General features: G+C 58.9%; 17 protein-coding genes. 5 read left to right on the top strand and 12 right to left on the bottom strand.

Going from position 1 to position 15,431, the window contains the following annotated elements:
• Positions 1-909 (bottom strand): cyanophycinase, encoded by a 909-nt coding sequence (locus tag ACVWXW_RS09025; protein ID WP_148202746.1) that lies wholly within the window; start codon positions 907-909, stop codon positions 1-3.
• Between the two features lie 188 nt (positions 910-1,097).
• On the opposite strand from ACVWXW_RS09025, the gene ACVWXW_RS09020 reads away from it, so the two are divergent.
• Positions 1,098-1,340 (top strand): hypothetical protein, encoded by a 243-nt coding sequence (locus tag ACVWXW_RS09020; RefSeq protein WP_011433628.1) that lies wholly within the window; start codon positions 1,098-1,100, stop codon positions 1,338-1,340.
• Between the two features lie 124 nt (positions 1,341-1,464).
• On the opposite strand, the gene ACVWXW_RS09015 is transcribed toward ACVWXW_RS09020, so the two are convergent.
• From ACVWXW_RS09015 to ACVWXW_RS08970, 10 genes are all read right to left on the bottom strand, one after another.
• Positions 1,465-1,998, bottom strand: a complete 534-nt coding sequence (locus ACVWXW_RS09015) for a fasciclin domain-containing protein (protein WP_457398116.1) — start codon at positions 1,996-1,998, stop codon at positions 1,465-1,467.
• 328 nt (positions 1,999-2,326) lie between these two features.
• Positions 2,327-2,581 carry a DUF3134 family protein gene (locus ACVWXW_RS09010; protein ID WP_457403599.1) on the bottom strand — a complete coding sequence of 85 codons (255 nt, stop codon included), beginning with the start codon at positions 2,579-2,581 and terminating at the stop codon, positions 2,327-2,329.
• 77 nt (positions 2,582-2,658) lie between these two features.
• Positions 2,659-3,996 (bottom strand): UDP-N-acetylmuramoyl-tripeptide--D-alanyl-D-alanine ligase, encoded by a 1,338-nt coding sequence (locus ACVWXW_RS09005; RefSeq protein WP_457403598.1) that lies wholly within the window; start codon positions 3,994-3,996, stop codon positions 2,659-2,661.
• Positions 3,997-4,281: 285 nt separating this feature from the next.
• Positions 4,282-4,998, bottom strand: coding sequence for a ribose-5-phosphate isomerase RpiA (rpiA, locus tag ACVWXW_RS09000; protein WP_457403597.1), 717 nt, complete (start codon positions 4,996-4,998; stop codon positions 4,282-4,284).
• Positions 4,999-5,048: 50 nt separating this feature from the next.
• Complete coding sequence (gene rimO / locus ACVWXW_RS08995; protein ID WP_457403595.1) at positions 5,049-6,533, bottom strand: 30S ribosomal protein S12 methylthiotransferase RimO; 1,485 nt, start codon at positions 6,531-6,533, stop codon at positions 5,049-5,051.
• A complete protein-coding gene (gene cbiQ / locus ACVWXW_RS08990) occupies positions 6,517-7,347 on the bottom strand; it encodes a cobalt ECF transporter T component CbiQ (RefSeq protein WP_457403593.1) in 831 nt (276 codons plus the stop codon). Before cbiQ ends, rimO begins: the two co-directional genes overlap by 17 nt.
• Complete coding sequence (gene cbiM, locus ACVWXW_RS08985; protein WP_457403592.1) at positions 7,334-8,035, bottom strand: cobalt transporter CbiM; 702 nt, start codon at positions 8,033-8,035, stop codon at positions 7,334-7,336. The genes cbiQ and cbiM overlap by 14 nt, the downstream gene beginning before the upstream one ends.
• An 8-nt stretch (positions 8,036-8,043) precedes the next feature.
• Complete coding sequence (locus ACVWXW_RS08980; RefSeq protein WP_414388357.1) at positions 8,044-8,511, bottom strand: hypothetical protein; 468 nt, start codon at positions 8,509-8,511, stop codon at positions 8,044-8,046.
• A gap of 319 nt (positions 8,512-8,830) precedes the next feature.
• Complete coding sequence (locus tag ACVWXW_RS08975; protein WP_457403591.1) at positions 8,831-9,601, bottom strand: SH3 domain-containing protein; 771 nt, start codon at positions 9,599-9,601, stop codon at positions 8,831-8,833.
• 226 nt (positions 9,602-9,827) lie between these two features.
• Entirely contained in the window at positions 9,828-10,208 is a 381-nt protein-coding gene (locus tag ACVWXW_RS08970) for a hypothetical protein (RefSeq protein ID WP_414342412.1), read from the bottom strand.
• A 475-nt stretch (positions 10,209-10,683) separates the two neighbouring features.
• Here ACVWXW_RS08970 and ACVWXW_RS08965 point away from each other — a divergent pair, with 475 nt between their 5' ends.
• Positions 10,684-11,385 carry a response regulator transcription factor gene (locus ACVWXW_RS08965; RefSeq protein WP_457396140.1) on the top strand — a complete coding sequence of 234 codons (702 nt, stop codon included), beginning with the start codon at positions 10,684-10,686 and terminating at the stop codon, positions 11,383-11,385.
• Positions 11,386-11,710: 325 nt separating this feature from the next.
• Here the strand turns inward: ACVWXW_RS08965 and ACVWXW_RS08960 are convergent, their stop codons facing one another.
• Positions 11,711-12,559, bottom strand: coding sequence for an ABC transporter ATP-binding protein (locus ACVWXW_RS08960; protein ID WP_011433616.1), 849 nt, complete (start codon positions 12,557-12,559; stop codon positions 11,711-11,713).
• 452 nt (positions 12,560-13,011) lie between these two features.
• On the opposite strand from ACVWXW_RS08960, the gene ACVWXW_RS08955 reads away from it, so the two are divergent.
• The 3 genes from ACVWXW_RS08955 to ACVWXW_RS08945 all read left to right on the top strand — a co-directional run bounded on the left by ACVWXW_RS08955 (position 13,012) and on the right by ACVWXW_RS08945 (position 15,340).
• On the top strand, positions 13,012-13,290 hold the full coding sequence (locus tag ACVWXW_RS08955) for a hypothetical protein (RefSeq protein ID WP_011431115.1): 279 nt from the start codon (positions 13,012-13,014) through the stop codon (positions 13,288-13,290).
• 60 nt (positions 13,291-13,350) lie between these two features.
• On the top strand, positions 13,351-14,976 hold the full coding sequence (locus tag ACVWXW_RS08950; RefSeq protein ID WP_457403589.1) for a TM0106 family RecB-like putative nuclease: 1,626 nt from the start codon (positions 13,351-13,353) through the stop codon (positions 14,974-14,976).
• Between the two features lie 130 nt (positions 14,977-15,106).
• A complete protein-coding gene (locus ACVWXW_RS08945) occupies positions 15,107-15,340 on the top strand; it encodes a hypothetical protein (RefSeq protein WP_457387631.1) in 234 nt (77 codons plus the stop codon).
• Positions 15,341-15,431 lie beyond the last annotated feature (91 nt).

Raw genomic sequence — 15,431 nt, 5'->3', positions numbered from 1 at the left:
TCAGAGTGGAGACAAGGTGTTGAGATCGAATCGGGATCCCGGCGGCAAAAAGTGAATGCGGGCATTGTGCAGCCGAAAATACTCATCCGCCGCCGCCTCCTGAACGGTCGAGTACAGTTGCGTCCCGTCCACAATTGTCACTGTGCCCAAGCCGATCACCTCCATCACATCGTCGGCCTGGATCACCACCGCCGTATTCTCATCAATGCCGATGCCCAGACATTGGGGGTAGTGGGCCACCGCCGTAACCAGCCGCACCAGGCGATTGCGCTGATGGAAATGTTGATCGATGATGACGCGAGGCAAAAGGCCCAAGCCCGTCTTCACCGTTACAATTGCCGGCGTGGGCGGTTCTCCGCTGTAGCCGCGGGAGATCATCTGCTGCCCCAACGCAGAAGCTCCGGCGCTGGTTCCGGCAATCACCGTCTGCCCCCGCTGCCACTGCTGTCGAATGGCCTCCATCAGCTCGCTGTGGGCCAGCACCTCTGCCAGCCGCTCCTGATCCCCACCCGTGAAGTAGATGCCGGTGGAGAAGCGAATTTTCTCGACGTTATCGGGATCCCTTGCCTCCATCGGGCTGCGGATATCCAGAACTTGGAGGCTGGCTGCCCCCATCTGCTGAAAAATGTTGGCGTAGATCTCCCCCAGCACCGCCGGGATCCCAGAAGCCGCGGGCACGATGGTGATGTGGGCAGACTTTCCCCCCGCTCGGCGGAAGAACTCCCAAAGGATGTGGCGCTCATTTTCCTTATCCTCTGCTCCCCCGACGGCGATGATGTCGGAACGGGCGGTGATGGGATCCTTCACGGTAGAGCGGCTCAGGGGTTGGGCGTCGTTTGTCGGCGTGGAAGGAACTCCGTTCCACTCCAGCTCACGGTGGGCAGCAGAAACATCAGGCAAATGGGGCATGGAGCGCGAGGAAGATTAAAATGGGCACATTTCACTTTCACTATGCTACGGCTTGGAATTCGGTTTGGCGCAGCTCAATTCCAGATTTCACGGAAGAGTCAGGGGTTGGTTAGGGGTCTCGAAAGGGGGAATAATGTTCATAAGAACACCCCTCGTCTCGTCCTTCGGTTCACCCAGCAGGAGCATCCATGGCCAGAAAACCTGACGGATATCTTGTCCACATCATGCTGGAAGGTGGACAAACCATGCAGGTACGGGTCAAAGAAGCCAGAGAATACACCGAGCTGATCAACAACCTCATGGTGGGCGGCGAAGAGTTCATCACCTTGCCCAAGCAAATGGACAATGAGTACATGATCGTGCGTCCTCAACGGGTGTCCGGCGTGTCGGTGGAGGCAATCTACGCTTCCAGCGTTGGCATCGACCTATGAAATTGGGGATCCCTTGCCCAAAGAACGGAATAGCTGGGGATCCCAACACGAAACCCCCGCCACCAGAGCAGGGGCTGCCAGAGGGCTAGACCCTGAAGGGCCTAGAATCCATGGCGTTGGTAGGTCACCCTTGTGGAGGCAAGATCACCTTGTCGATCACGTGGATGACACCGTTGGAAGCTTCAATGTCGGCTGTTACCACATTGGCATCGTTGACCTTGACACCATCAGCCAAAGAGATTTCCACAGGGGATCCCTCGACCGTAACCACTTCCCCAGCTTCCAAAGAGGTGGAGAGAACTTTGCCGGGCACCACGTGGTAGGTGAGGATTTGGATCAATCGCTCACGGTTTTCCGGCAAGAGCAACTCCTCCAAAGTGCCTTCCGGCAGAGCTGCAAAAGCCTCATCGGTGGGAGCAAAGACGGTGAAGGGGCCTTCCCCAGAAAGCACTTCCACCAAGTCGGCAGCCTCCAAAGCTTGGATCAGGGTGGTGAAAGAGCCGGCCTCAGCAGCAACATCCACAATGGTTCTACTAGCAGCAGCGGTTTTCACGCTTTCAGAAGTCGCGCCCTGGCTGCTGGCATTGACCATAGGGGCTGCAACCAACGTGGTGGCCGAGGCAACGGCCAAAGAGAGAGTGAAGAGATTGCGAATCATATGCTGTAACCCTTCGTAAAGATTAGGTTTACATTCCTTAGAGACGTAGGGGAGCCTGTTCGAGTTCCTAAAAATCAAAAAAATCTTGGAAAAAGATACTCTCAACGTGCGAAACGTAATCTACGCAAGGATTTTGGGATTATGCTCCACTGCTTTTAGATTTGCAACAACAACTCCGGTACGTTTGCCAGCCAACCACAACGACCTGAAAAGGGATCCTTTCAAGCCGAGAAATCTATTACATTTATTTAATTTACATTTTCGTTGCAAGAGCCGGCAGCTTTGCTGTGCCGGGCAAAGGGGGTGAAGAGGCATTCAACAACTGCAGCTATTCTTCTTCGGGCTCGAAGTCTTCGTCGTAGTCGTCCCCGATCAAATCGTCGATATCGTCGATGTCTTCTTCCAAAATCATCTCAGGGACCTCAATGGGCTGCTCGATCAACCGGCCCTCTTTGCGCAACCAGTCAAGAATGGAGAGGCTGCTAGGAGAGGGCACCACCGTTGGCGGCTGATCGCGGGGCTCTTCGCGCAGAGAGGGATTGTGGTAGTACATGCCGTACGGAAAAAGGGCAGTTATCGACAAGGAATGAACTCGGCTTGGATTGATCTCCTCTCAACCGAGGGACGCGGGCTTTCCATCGATATATCCCTCAGTTTAGCCTATGCCTGCCACTCCTGCAAAAAGCGGCGCAGCACCCGATCCAGCTCAACAGCTCGCGCTGCCTTGAACAGCAGCCGATCCCCAGCTTGTACCTGATGCAGCAAGATTTCCAGCAGTTCGGATACCTCCTCGCAGCGTTCTGCCTGGGCTGCCGGTTTTTGGTCGAGCAGCGGTTGCATTTCTCCTTCGGGATCCAAGAGCAAGACCCGATCCAGCCCCAAAGGGGCAGCCGCCCGACCCACCTCCGCATAGAGCTGAGGTGCATGCTCTCCCAATTCCCGCATCGGGCCGAGAATGGCCCAGCGCCGTTTCCCCGGGGTTTGAGCCAATAGGTGCAGAGCCGCAATCATCGCTTCCGGCGAGGCGTTGTAGGTTTCGTCCCAGATTTCCACATCTCCTGCCAGCTTGAGATGGCGGTTGCGCCCCTCCAGAGGAGTAGGCAAAGCAATGGGTTCTCGGAGCCGCTCCCAATCCAGCCCCAAGCTGCACAGAGCAGCCAGCACCCCCATCCAGTTGAGGGCATGATGCCTTCCCGGCAAGGGCACCGGCAGCGTTAGGCCCTCCACAGTTACCGTTTGGGCTTGGGGATCCCATTCTCCCCGTAAGTCCCCCCGATCCAGACCATAGGTAAGGGTTTGTCCCGACCACAGGCTGGCGGCGGTAGACAACAGCAAGGGATCTTCTCCATTCAGCAGAGCCACCCCCTGCCCTAGCTCCTGCAGCAGCTCGCACTTGGCAGCAGCAATGGCCGCGCGGGATCCCAGTCTGCCGATGTGGGCGGTGCCAATATGGGTGATCAAGGCGTGGGTGGGTTGAGCCATCTGAGCCAGCCGGCGAATTTCTCCGGGGCCGCGCATGGCCATTTCCAGAACCACAAACTGATGCTCCGGTTGCATCTGGAGCAGTGTTTGAGCAACCCCGATGTCGTTGTTGTGGTTGGCCTCACTTTTGAGAACTGTGCCGTAGCGGGATAGGGCAGCCGCCAGCATTTCCTTGGTGGTGGTTTTGCCTGCTGAACCCGTGATGGCTACTACGGAGGGGGGAAACTGCTCCCGCCAGCCTCTGGCAATGCGCTGGTAGGCAGCTAGGGTATCTGAGACTTGAAAATGGGGCCCAGCCACCGGACGCTGGCTGATGACGGCAACGGCCCCCCTTGCCAAAGCTTGTGGAATGAAGTCGTGTCCATCAAACCGTTCCCCCCGCAGCGCCACGAAGACTGAGCCTGGCTGGAGTTGGCGGCTGTCGGTGCAAATGGCTTGGACGGGAAGACCCAACAAATGGGGATCCCCCTGCAGGGGAGTTTGCAGCAGGTCAGCCACAGTTCGTAAGGTCAGCATCGGGCAGAAACTCCAATTCGCCTACAGCCTCTTCGTCTATGGTCATTTCAGACCCGATTGAGACATTTCCCAAGCGCTCCCCCTCACCCCCAGCCCCTCTCCCAGGGGGAGAGGGGAGTTGGGGATAGCTGTACAGCTTTTTTCAGCGTTGTTTACCACAGCCAGTGTCAATCAATCTCTTGCGTGGGAAGGCTCCCGCTTGGCTACGGAACTCCCATGAAGTCGGAAAAAGCTGTAAACCCAGTTCCTGGGCAACGCCAATACACGACTGGGTATAGGAAGTTGTCAGCTGGGTTGCAGCGTTTCGATCCCAGTCGGGAGGGCGATGATTGCCTCTTTGGCCATGCCGATGAACAGGCCATGTTCCACAACCCCCACCGTCCCTTTGAGTTGATCGGCGATCTTGGCAGGATCCGCCATGGGGCCGAATTGGCAGTCGAGGATGTAGTGCTGCTCGTCCGTCAAGTAGGGATCCCCGTTGGCATTCCGCCGTAAGGTGGCTGTGCACCCCAGAGCCTCTACCCGCGCCAAGGTGGTTTTCCAGCCAAAGCGCACCACCTCTACCGGCACCGGGAAGCGGGTGCCCAACTGCGCGACTTTTTTAGAGGCATCGGCAACGATGATCAGCTCGGCAGCGCTGGCCTCCACCAATTTTTCCCGCAACAGGGCCCCTCCTGCCCCTTTGATCAGGTTCAGGGATCCCACTTCAATCTCGTCGGCCCCATCGATGGCCAGATCCAGGCGCGGCTGCTCTTCTAGGGTAGCCAGCGGGATCCCCAGGGAGCGGGCCTGTTCAGCCGTGCGCTCGGAGGTGGGCACACCGAGGATCTGCAGACCCTCGCTTTGCATCCGCTCTGCTAGGGCGCTGACAGCAAAGGCGGCTGTGGATCCCGTGCCCAGCCCCACCACCATTCCCGACTGCACCTTTTGAACTGCAGCCCGGGCTGCCGCCTGTTTCAGCTCATCTAAAGACTCGGTCCCGCTGCCGCCAAGGGTAGTCATTCCCAGCTCCTCTCCCGTGGATGAAGATCCTACCAAAGTGCTTTGCACCGCTACCGCCCGCTCCAGCTAAAACCCTCCGGCGCTGCCACCACCCGACCGAAGAGATCATAGGGCTCGGCGTGGGTGATCTGCACCGGCACCAGGGATCCCAGAGAGCCCTCCCCACGCACGTACACCACCCCGTCCACTTCGGGGGCAAAGCGAGGGGAGCGGCCAATCCACTCGCCGGTTCTGGGGTTTTCCTGCTCCAAAAGTACAGGTACCACTCGGCCCACCTGCTCGCGGTTGCGGCGGAAGGCAATGCCTTGCTGCAGTTGCATTAGACGGGCGCGGCGCTCTTGTTTGACAGCCTCTGGAACCTGATGGGGGAGGTGGTAGGCAGGGGTGCCCTCTTCGGGAGAAAAGGTAAACACCCCCACATGGTCAAACTGATGGCGCTGGACAAAGTCTAGTAGATGCTGGAAGTGCTCCTCCGTCTCCCCAGGAAAGCCGACGATAAAGCTGGTGCGCAGCACGGCATTGGGCAACGCCTGGCGCAGCCGCTCGATCACCCGGTCGTTGACCTGCCCTTGCCAGGGGCGATTCATGGCCTTGAGGATCTCAGGATGGCTGTGCTGTAAAGGCAGATCCAGGTAAGGCAGGAAATTGGCGGTCTCTTGAATGGCCTCCACCACGGCGGGGGTAATGCCCGTGGGGTAGGCGTAGAGCATGCGGATCCAGGGAATGGGGATCTGGCCCAGGGCGCGGATAAGCTCAGCCAAGCGCGGCTCCCCGTAGAGATCGATCCCGTAGTGGGTGGTGATCTGGGAAATTAAAATCAGCTCCTGCACCCCCTCTTCGGCCAGCTGTTCTGCTTCCCGGAGGATGGACTCGATGGAGCGGGAGCGTTGGTTGCCCCGCAAGTGGGGAATGATGCAGAAGGAGCAGCGGTAATCACAGCCCTCGGCTACCCGCAGGTAGGCCACAGGCGCATGGGTGGTGCGATAGCGAGGTACGGTCTCGTCGGCAATGTAATCCAAGCTGGAAGTAACGGCATTGACCCGCTCTCCCCGCTCCGCCCGCTCGATCACCTGGACGATCTGGTGGTAGTCGCCGGTACCCACGATAGCCACCGCCTCCGGGATCTCCTGCAGCAGCTCCTCTTGGAAGTGTTGCGCCAAGCAGCCGGCAATAACGATTTTCTTGCCCTGTACTGCCAACTCCATCAGGGTGCTGACCGACTCCCGCCGCGCTGCCTCGATGAAGCTACAGGTATTGACGATCACATAGTCAGCACTCTCTTCGTCCCCATCCACCCGGTAGCCCGCTTGGGCCAGCAGGCCCAGCATGTGCTCGGTGTCCACCCGGTTTTTCTCACAGCCCAGGTGTAAAACGGCAACCGACGCCTTTGTACGCTGCACCGCTGTTCGCGTAAGCGGGACGGAGTCCTTAACGGATGGGAAACTGGAGACGGTCGCTTCTAACCCATTCATGGACTGAGCATCAAAAAGGGGGCAGCTTGCCAGAGGCTTATCTATTCTAGTTGAGGGCCGCATCAGCGTTGCGGAGCAATAGAGCCGTAGCCACGGCCAACGCGGTGGCCGCCCAGCTCCAGGGATCCCCGCCAGCCGCCGTCGAAAACAGAGGTGCCCGTCCGTAGCCCCGCAGTCGCAGCGCCTGATAGGTGCGCTCGGAGCGCTCGTAGCTGCGCACCAACAGGGTGCCCACCGAAGCAGCCAGGAAGGGTAGGTCTTGCCTCAAAGCCGGCCCAGGACGCCACAGGGATCCCCGCGGTCGCCAACCCCTCAGCCGGGCTGCCCGTTGCATCTGCTGCCACTGAGCGGCTACCTCCTGCAAATAGCGCTGGGTGAGCCAGGCCAGTTCCAGCAGGAGGTCTGGGATCCCCAGTTGTCGCAACGCTGCCAACAGTTCCGATGTGGGGGTGGTCTCCAGCAGCAGCATCGTGAGGGCAAATAGGGCCAGCCCTCTCCCCCCAATGCGAAGCGCCATCTGCAGCCCCTCCCAACGCAGAGCCAGGGATCCCCAGCGCCACAGGATGGTTTCCCCCGCCCAGAAGGGAAGGATCCCCATCAACCCTGCCACCAACAGCCCTGGGGCTGCCAGCCGCCTCAGCCCGAGGCTCCAAGGCAATCCCGACAGGCTCCACAGTCCAGCCACCAGCGCCCAGATAAGCGGCAAGAGGGCCAGGCACCTCACCGAGGCGAAAGCCGCCATCAGCGCCATCAGGCCCAGCACCTTGGGCAGAGGTTGCCACCGGTGCAGCCAGGAAAGGGGTTTGGAGGGGTGAGGATGGGATTGTTGACCGCGCCAGCAGCAAGGGATCCCTGAGCCGGCTTCATCTCTTGCCATACTCTCCCAGCAGCGCCGGTTGTACCCGCTGCAAAAACAGCACCACCCAACTGGCGAACAACCCCTCCACCACCATCAGGGGGATGTGGGCCACCACCAAGCTCCCAAGAGCCAGACGACCGGCTTCTGTGGAGAGGATCCCGCTGCCAGCGTCAACCACAGCAGCCATGACCACCCCGTAAAACAACAGCACTGCTAGACCCACCCCAACCGCTCCCGCCAAGAAGGCAGACACTCCGGCCCCCATCACCCGACGGCCTGCCCGAAAAATCCCACCGGCCAGGAGCGCCGGGATCCCCATAATGGCGGCGTTGATGCCCAATGTGGTCAGGCCCCCATGGCCAAAGGCCACCGCCTGAAAAAACAAGCCCACCACAATGGCCGGATAGGCCAAAGCCCCCAACATCAGACCCATCAACCCGTTCAGCACCAGATGCAGGCTGGCCGGGGGAAAGGGCAGGTGAATCGAAGAGGCCACAAAAAAGACAGCCGTGAACAGAGCCGCCTTGGGCAACTGGTCGCGACAGCGTTGCGTAGCAATATGGCGGGGATCCCGTTCCCACCAAGGACATTGCTCGGCAACGCCGGCGCGACGGAGAAGCCGCAAGCTGTAGCTGGTGATCAGGGCGGTGATGCCATAACCCCCTAGCCAAAGCGGTGCTGGCAAAATGCCATCGCTGATGTGCATGGTCAGTCCTACTCCAGAGCAGAGGAGCCAGCCTGGGAGCCTGAGATTCCTGACCCTGGAGATCCCGAAACCGGTGGGCTCTCCACCGCTGCGTAACCAGATTGACGGGGCCTGGAGAAGAACAGAGCTGTGCCCAGACAGCCCCAAATGACACAGGCGGCCATAACCCCCCGCTGCAAAGGCCCAAAGGGTGGGGAAGCGCTGGGGATCCCTTCTGTCTGAGGGAACTCCTCGCCCACCGGCACGTTGACCAACACCCCATGCCCCGCCTGGCGAATCCGCACCTGCCAGAGGCCCGTCAGGTTGGGATCCGGCTGCAGCAGAAATCGTCCCCGCGCATCCGTCTGTCCCTCCTGCCAAGGGGTAGTGGGATCCGTCGGCGCAAATACCGTCACCCGGGCGGATCCCATCGGTTCCCCAGAATCGTAGCGGGCCTCGATCTCAAAAGCGGGAACAGCCCGAAGAGAGGCTTCCACCCCATGGGCCCAAGCCGGAGCAGGCTCAAGCAAGCCAAGAAGCAGTAGCAAGCAAGAACGAGAAAGGATCCAGGGTCTTGGTCTGTCCATGGGCGGCGAAGATGGGGTCAGCAACTGCTTGATCTCCAGGAGATCAGAGGCAAGAACTCTGCCCTCCTAGCACTGAAAGCAGATCCCCCGACGCACTTCACCATTGCTCCGCGCTGCCAGCACGGTCGCGTAAACAAGCTGCAGCCCCAGCATAGCTTGGCATCGGTACTGTTCTACCGAAACACAGCCTTCCCGGTCGTCACAATCCCCCACCGGGGCATCTGTATGGCTACTCCTGCGCCAGATTCCCCGCCCGCACCCAACCTTCCTGCCCATTCTGACGGCGGATGCGCTGCCAACGACCATCTTCGCTGAGGCCCAGCACCGTCACCACCTCGTTCATGGGCACACCACCAATGTAGGTTCCCTCCCGCTCTGGAGTGGCCCGCAGCGCCAGGCCAATGGGCTCGATCACCCGTCCCCGCTCACCTGGGGAAACCACTGCTGCCGTGGGGGGTCGAGTCGGCAAAGGAGTTGATTCAGGGTTGGGTTCAACCGTGGGAGCTGGAGAAGTTGAGGCTGAAACACCATCCACAGGGCCCAAATTGCCGGCGCGCACCCAGCCCTCTTGTCCATTCAACTCCCGCCGCACCCGTTGCCAACGACCATCGGCGCTGTACTCCAACACCGTCACCGTTTCCCCCACCACAATTCCCCCTTGGTAGGCTCCATCGGCAGAAGGTTGGCTGCGGATGGCCAGGCCAATGGGCTCGATCACCCGCCCACGGCTGCCGGGGGGAAATCCCTCAGGGTCAACAGTGCCTGCAGCAGGGCCAGAGGGGGGAGAGGGAAAACTGGCTGGGCGGGGCAAGGGATCCAAGCGCACGGCCTGCGGAAATTGAGGCGGGGCAGGGGGGGCCAACATGGGGGCGACGAGCTGCCACAACTGCCAAGCCAAGGCGGCCAGAGCCCCAACCGAGACACTCACCACCACCAAGGTGCCCAAGGGAAAACCGCCAGAAGCAGGAGAAGAACGGCCTCGCATCGGGTAGTTAGCCATCCGAAATACCTTCCCGCAATGCTGCAGGCAAGAATCCGCAGAGAAGATGGGATCCCCGTCAAAACCGGTGATTTACGAAAGCCAGAGCACGACTGCTGCGCAACGCTGACGTGATTGCATCCCAATGTATCGTGTTCCGCAGCGCTCTTGCTAGGCCTGTGCAGAGGAATCGCAACGCTGACGGGGCGACGCGACCCCAGAGGGCAAGGGCGTCGGAGATTAGCTTCTACTTATTGGTGTTGGTGAACTTATTCTGCCAGTCGGTCGTCAAAATCTCTCGGCCAAATACCCATCCTGCCAGAAGGAGGGGCAATGCCAAGCCCAGAAAGCCAAAAAGACTGACCACCTGAGCCACTTGCCGCTGGGCTTGTTTTCTCCTGGGATCCGGGATGTTGTTAGCAGCCAGCACCACTTTAGAACAAAAAGCCACTACCACCGCCCCCACCGGCCCCAAAACCAAAGAGGGCCACAGCCAAGCCTCCACTTGCGAGAATGCGTAGGCTCCGGTAAAGGGGATAATCACGAAACAAGCCAACTCTAGGATCCCCCACGTGAAGAGGGCCAACCAGACATCTTTGCGGAAGACTTCATCGGGATTGGTGTACATAAGCCTCCGGGATAAACCGCCACCTGCCACACTAAAGCGAGACTTTGAGACAGGAACAGCAGCGTCACAGCTTCCAGATTAACTCCAGGTGCTAAGGATCTTGCTTGACGGATCCTCCTTACGCTACTTTTCCCCTTGGGCAACTCAGTAAGATAATGCCCAAGATTCTTGGATAAGCCTCCGTTAATTTGGAGAGAAGGGCAGCCTTGACAAGGATGAACTCCCCCTGTGACCCCATACGTAAAGACTTGAAATAAGATTTAAGTGTTCAATCACTCATGAATTGCCTGCGCCTGTGGCCCTTTCCAGCCGAGGTTGGGGTCAAGCTTGCCTTGTTGAGAGGGCTCTTTATTCACCCGCGAGCCGAGGGCCCATCGCCTCTGCACGATTGTTGCCCATGAGCTGCCGAAGGGATCCCCACACCCCAACGCCCTGCAACCTTGTCTCCTGCTGACTTCGAGAGTGCCAAGCTGCCATGTCACGCATCCTCATCATCGATGATGATCCCAGCATTTGTGCTCTACTGCAGCGGTACTTGCAGCGGCAGGGGTATTCGGTTGAGGTGGCGATGACGGGGGCCGAGGGCTTACAGCAGTTGCGCGCTTTTCAGCCGGCCTTGGTAATTTTGGATCTGAACTTGCCGGATGTGAGCGGCTACGATCTCTGCCAGCAAATGCAAAAAGAGACCGGCGTGTACGTGTTGATGTTGACCAGCCGCGTCAGCCCTGCTGATAAGTTGCACGGATTCCAGTTGGGGGCAGATGACTACCTGACCAAGCCCTTCAGCCTGCCGGAGTTACAGGCGCGAGTGCAAGCCATTCTGCGGCGGCAACGCATGAAGACCGAAGTTGCCAGCGCACCGGTCTTGACCTTTGCCTCTTTGGTAATCGACCCGGAAACCCGAGCAGTCATCCGCGAGCAGCGCCTGATCAACTTAACAGCACTGGAGTTCGATTTGCTCTATGCTATGGCTCGACATCCGGGGCGGGTTTGGCGACGGGCTGAGCTGATTCAAGAGGTGTGGGATTTTAACCACGAGGGAGATGAACGGGTGGTCGATGTCCACATCGGCCAAATTCGCAAGAAACTAGAGACTGATACCAGCCAACCGGAGTTGATCCGCACCGTGCGTGGAGTTGGCTACAAGTTTGAGCCCCCCAGCCCCAAAGAGGGGTAGGCAGAGAAAAAGTTGGTATCCTCCCCGGCCTAAGCGCGAGAGCAGGACGGAGTTATCGGGCCGAGACTTGTTGCGCACCGGGTCATTTCAAGTCGAGCCAAATTGAAACACTCGCCAACTCACCTCCAGTCTTTCTCCTTTTGAGAGAGGGAAGGCGGGGATCAGTACGGCGAAACAGGTTCACCCCGCGCCATTCCAATAAACGCGCTATTCCAATAAAAAAATAAGATGACCAGAGTGTAGAACTGCAACGCTCAATGCCCCACTCCAGCAAGACACAGTTTTTGCGCCTGGGGGATGAAAGTGCCAGCATCCTTTGGGTTCTCTAATCCAGGCGGCGGCCCGTCAAACGCACAAAAATGTCTTCTAAGTTGGCCGGGCGCACCATGAGGCCGGTTTTGTCGGGTTCTGCCTCCAACTGCCGCTGAGCTTCCGCCAAGCTGGGGAAAAAGGTGTACTCCACCTCCCGGCCAGGACAGGATCGCACCAGCAGGGCCTCTCCATACTTGGCCCGCAGTTGCTCGGTGCTGCCCAACTCGATTAACCTTCCCCCATCCATGATGCCGATGCGGTCGCACAGCTCTTCTGCCTCCTCCATGTAGTGGGTGGTAATCAGCAAGGTCATGCCCTGCCGATTGAGATCCCGCAAGATCTCCCACAACAGCCGCCGCGCCTGGGGATCCAACCCGACAGTGGGCTCGTCCAAAAACAAAATCTGGGGGCGATGCAGTAACGCCCTGGCCACCTGCAAGCGTCGTTTCATTCCCCCTGAGAGGGTTTTCACTTTGTCTTGCCGGCGATCCGCCAGCCGCACATACTCCAGCCATTCATCGATGCGCCGTTGCCGCTCTGGGTTGGGGATGTGGTGCATACGCCCGTGGAACTCCAGGTTTTCCCAAACGGTCAGCTCTGCCTCTAGGGTGATAGGCTGCAGAACTACGCCAATTTGCTGCCGCACCGCCACCGGATCCCGCACCACGTCATACCCCCCCACCCGGATGGATCCCTGGCTGGGTCGGGTAAGGCTAGTAAGCATGCGGATGGTGGTGGATTTGCCAGCGCCGTTGGGCCCCAACAGGGCAAACACTTCCCCCTGGGGGATCTGCAGGCTCAAATCCTGAACGGCAACCTGCTGCCCAAAGCGCTTCCACACCCCCTGCATTTCCACCGCCACCGTCTTGGTTTGGGGCAAGGCTGGGGCCGTCGAAAGAGCTGTCACAGTCCGCTCCGGTAAAGTGTAAAGAAATCTTTATTCTCCAGCATACGCCAGCCGTGTCAGCAAGCTGCAGGTCTTATCAGGGATCCCTGCTGCTGGCAGCAGTCTGGGTTGTCTCTTGAGCTTTTGCGTGGCTGTGATTTCGTTCTCTGGGGTTTTTCTCTGGATCTTGCAAAATAGTACACATTGCGTCTGAAGGGTGAACCGCACTCCCAAGACAACACCTGTACAGACTCTGGAAGGGGAAATTGGGCTGGATAGCTCATGGCATATCTGTACGTATCTGTACGTATGGGTAACAATAAAGACACAAGCTTGAGGGGGCTAGCTATTCGGCGGGGGGCCTTCCCTGGGCGAAGCGACTCCCCTTCAGCATTGGCCGATAGCTTCTACCGACAAATCTAAGCAAAATGCAGAGCAAAGACCGGTTCGACCAAATTGACTTCCGGCTGGATCGCCTGGTTGGGGCTGTGTTGACCCTGGCCGAGACCGTCAGCTTCGTCAAGGATGACCTAACCCATCTGAAAGCCATTGTTCAACAACAGGTGCTGATATCCCAGGAGCAGAGCACTTGGCTGGGAGAGTTAAAGGCAATATGTCAACAGCAAGCCGATACAGCTCGTCGCCAATCTGAGACGATTGAGCGGATCATCGCCCATCTCCTGCCCGCTCAGGATCCCAAGTCTTGAAGGATCAGAGGGCAACCTGGGGGCGTGCCACAATGGCAGCAGAGCTGAGGTTTTCCACCGTTGGAGTGCCAGGTTGCAGCAGCAGGACAGGGTTCTGTTGAGTCTGAGGAGCTGCTTGCTTTCTTTCGTTGCCGACGCTTGCCTTACCTGGATCGCTTTGGCCCTCAAGAGGCCAAGCTGCCGCCGGACAACCTGCTGGAGCAATGGCGGCGGGATCGCCAAGCCCTGGCAGCCGCTGTGTTTGAGCGATTCCCCGGAGAACGGGTTGCGCCGGGCAATGAAGCTCTCTTGGCAGCCATGGCCGACGGGGCGGAGCGGATCTACGGCGGACGGATTGCCGCAGAGCTGTTTTGGCAACCGCAGGAAGATCTCAACTGTACTGCTGAGGCAGAGCTGTTGCAGCTTGCTTCTGAACCTGTCCCTCACTCCTCCTCTCCAAGGGATCCCATCCCTGCCCCAGAAGACTACGAGATGGTGCCCGCTCTTGCGTTGCCGCCTGAAGCTGTTCCAGAGAGACGTTCAGTTTGGGTGAGCAGCTCCCTGGATCTGCTGATTCGGGATCCCACTCTCGTTGGCAGAAGTCGCCACGCCGCCCGATCCTCTTACCTGCCGGTTCATATTCGTATCGGCAAACGCCCCAAACCGGAATACGAATTGTTGCTGGCTTTGCAGGCAGAGTTGCTCGGATCCCTGCAGGGAAACGTTCCCAAGCGGGGCATTTTGATCCTGAAAGATGGGAAGTGGCACCCCGTCCACCTGAGCCGCCGACGAGCACAGGTGCGGCAATTGCTGCAGGAGTACCTGCACTCCCTCAACCAGCCGGAACCGCCCCAGGTGTTCATGGCCCGCAGCCGCTGCCATCTTTGCCACTGGCGGGAGCATTGTCGCCAGTTGAACGCCGCCGCTCAACCCCTCAGCCTGCTGCCGGGCGTAACGGGATCCCGCTATCCCCTTTTGCAAGAGGCGGGGATCCACTCGATTGAAGCCCTGGCCAACGCTCAGTTGGATAGGTTGCAAGCCATTCCCAAGTTGGGATCCGGCGTGGCCCTGCAACTGCAGCTGCAAGCCCGTGCCACCCTCAGCCGGCAGCCTCTCTGGATTCAATCCCCCCCGGAAACCCTGCCCACCACACCCGTAGAGCTGTACTTCGATATCGAGGCGGATCCCCGCCACAACGTCGCCTATCTGCTGGGCCTGCTGGTGGTGGAGCAAGCCGAGGGGAAAAAGGTTGCGAGCTATCACAGTTGCCTGGCCGCCGAGCCGCGGGAAGAAAGGCAAGCTTGGGAGCAATTCTTGCAACTGGCACAACGCTATCCTGACGCTCCCATCTACCACTTTCACGGCTTTGAAGTGCAGACCTGCCGACGGCTGGGGGAGCAATACCGCACGGATCCCCGACAGCTGCGGCAGTTGTTGCAGCGCTTTGTGGATTTACAGGCCTGGGTGCAACGCTCGGTGGTGTTACCGATTGAGAGCTATTCCCTGAAAAACATCGCCCGCTGGTTGGGGTTTCAATGGCGTCTGCCGGATGCCAATGGCGCCCAGTCCATTTACTGGTATAGCCAATGGCTGGAAACTCGGGAGCGCAGATATTTGGAGCACTCGCTTATCTACAACGAGGATGACTGCCGGGCTACCCACCGCCTAAAAGACTGGCTGTCCCAAGGAGTCCTCCATGCCGAATGATGCGAATAAATTGACAAAGACGGCCTATCCCCAGCCGCAAATGCCGCAGCTTGCGCCGCCAGTCTTGTGGCCAGTTGCTGAGGTTTCGTTTAGAATCAGGCAGGACTGTTTAGTTTATCAGGGGAATCCCATGCTGTTGAAATCTCATGAATCTCCTCGCCATCAGGGCAGAAACCGTCGCGGTCGTGGGGGATCGGCACGCAAGCGCCAACTGGACAAACGGAACCGCGCCTTGATGCAACGATTACGACAACGAGAGCAAGCTCTCAACTCTCGATCTTCTCGGCGGGGGCAGGTTAACCCTGCCTTTTTTGTGCTTGCTTCTCCTTGGCCTGGCTACGGGGGATCCCGCTTGGCTGCGTAAACTACCCGGCTCCGACCGCTAAGCGGTACGGAGCGGGCTTTCAGTAGCCCTGAGCCTGCTCTGCTCTACCAGAGAACAAAACAGGCCCGAA

The organism is Thermostichus sp. MS-CIW-30 (assembly GCF_054058015.1).
The sequence above is the reverse complement of the archived record's forward strand: the minus strand, read 5'-3'. Positions and strand labels throughout refer to the sequence as shown.

Bases quoted from the DNA above. Each gene is read 5' to 3' on its own strand.
- ACVWXW_RS09025 (WP_148202746.1), bottom strand. From the start codon at position 909: ATGCCCCATTTGCCTGATGTTTCTGCTGCCCACCGTGAGCTGGAGTGG.
- ACVWXW_RS09020 (WP_011433628.1), top strand. From the start codon at position 1,098: ATGGCCAGAAAACCTGACGGATATCTTGTCCACATCATGCTGGAAGGT.
- ACVWXW_RS09015 (WP_457398116.1), bottom strand. From the start codon at position 1,998: ATGATTCGCAATCTCTTCACTCTCTCTTTGGCCGTTGCCTCGGCCACC.
- ACVWXW_RS09005 (WP_457403598.1), bottom strand. From the start codon at position 3,996: ATGCTGACCTTACGAACTGTGGCTGACCTGCTGCAAACTCCCCTGCAG.
- rpiA (WP_457403597.1), bottom strand. From the start codon at position 4,998: ATGACTACCCTTGGCGGCAGCGGGACCGAGTCTTTAGATGAGCTGAAA.
- rimO (WP_457403595.1), bottom strand. From the start codon at position 6,533: ATGCGGCCCTCAACTAGAATAGATAAGCCTCTGGCAAGCTGCCCCCTT.
- cbiQ (WP_457403593.1), bottom strand. From the start codon at position 7,347: ATGGCAAGAGATGAAGCCGGCTCAGGGATCCCTTGCTGCTGGCGCGGT.
- cbiM (WP_457403592.1), bottom strand. From the start codon at position 8,035: ATGCACATCAGCGATGGCATTTTGCCAGCACCGCTTTGGCTAGGGGGT.
- ACVWXW_RS08975 (WP_457403591.1), bottom strand. From the start codon at position 9,601: ATGGCTAACTACCCGATGCGAGGCCGTTCTTCTCCTGCTTCTGGCGGT.
- ACVWXW_RS08970 (WP_414342412.1), bottom strand. From the start codon at position 10,208: ATGTACACCAATCCCGATGAAGTCTTCCGCAAAGATGTCTGGTTGGCC.
- ACVWXW_RS08965 (WP_457396140.1), top strand. From the start codon at position 10,684: ATGTCACGCATCCTCATCATCGATGATGATCCCAGCATTTGTGCTCTA.
- ACVWXW_RS08955 (WP_011431115.1), top strand. From the start codon at position 13,012: ATGCAGAGCAAAGACCGGTTCGACCAAATTGACTTCCGGCTGGATCGC.
- ACVWXW_RS08945 (WP_457387631.1), top strand. From the start codon at position 15,107: ATGCTGTTGAAATCTCATGAATCTCCTCGCCATCAGGGCAGAAACCGT.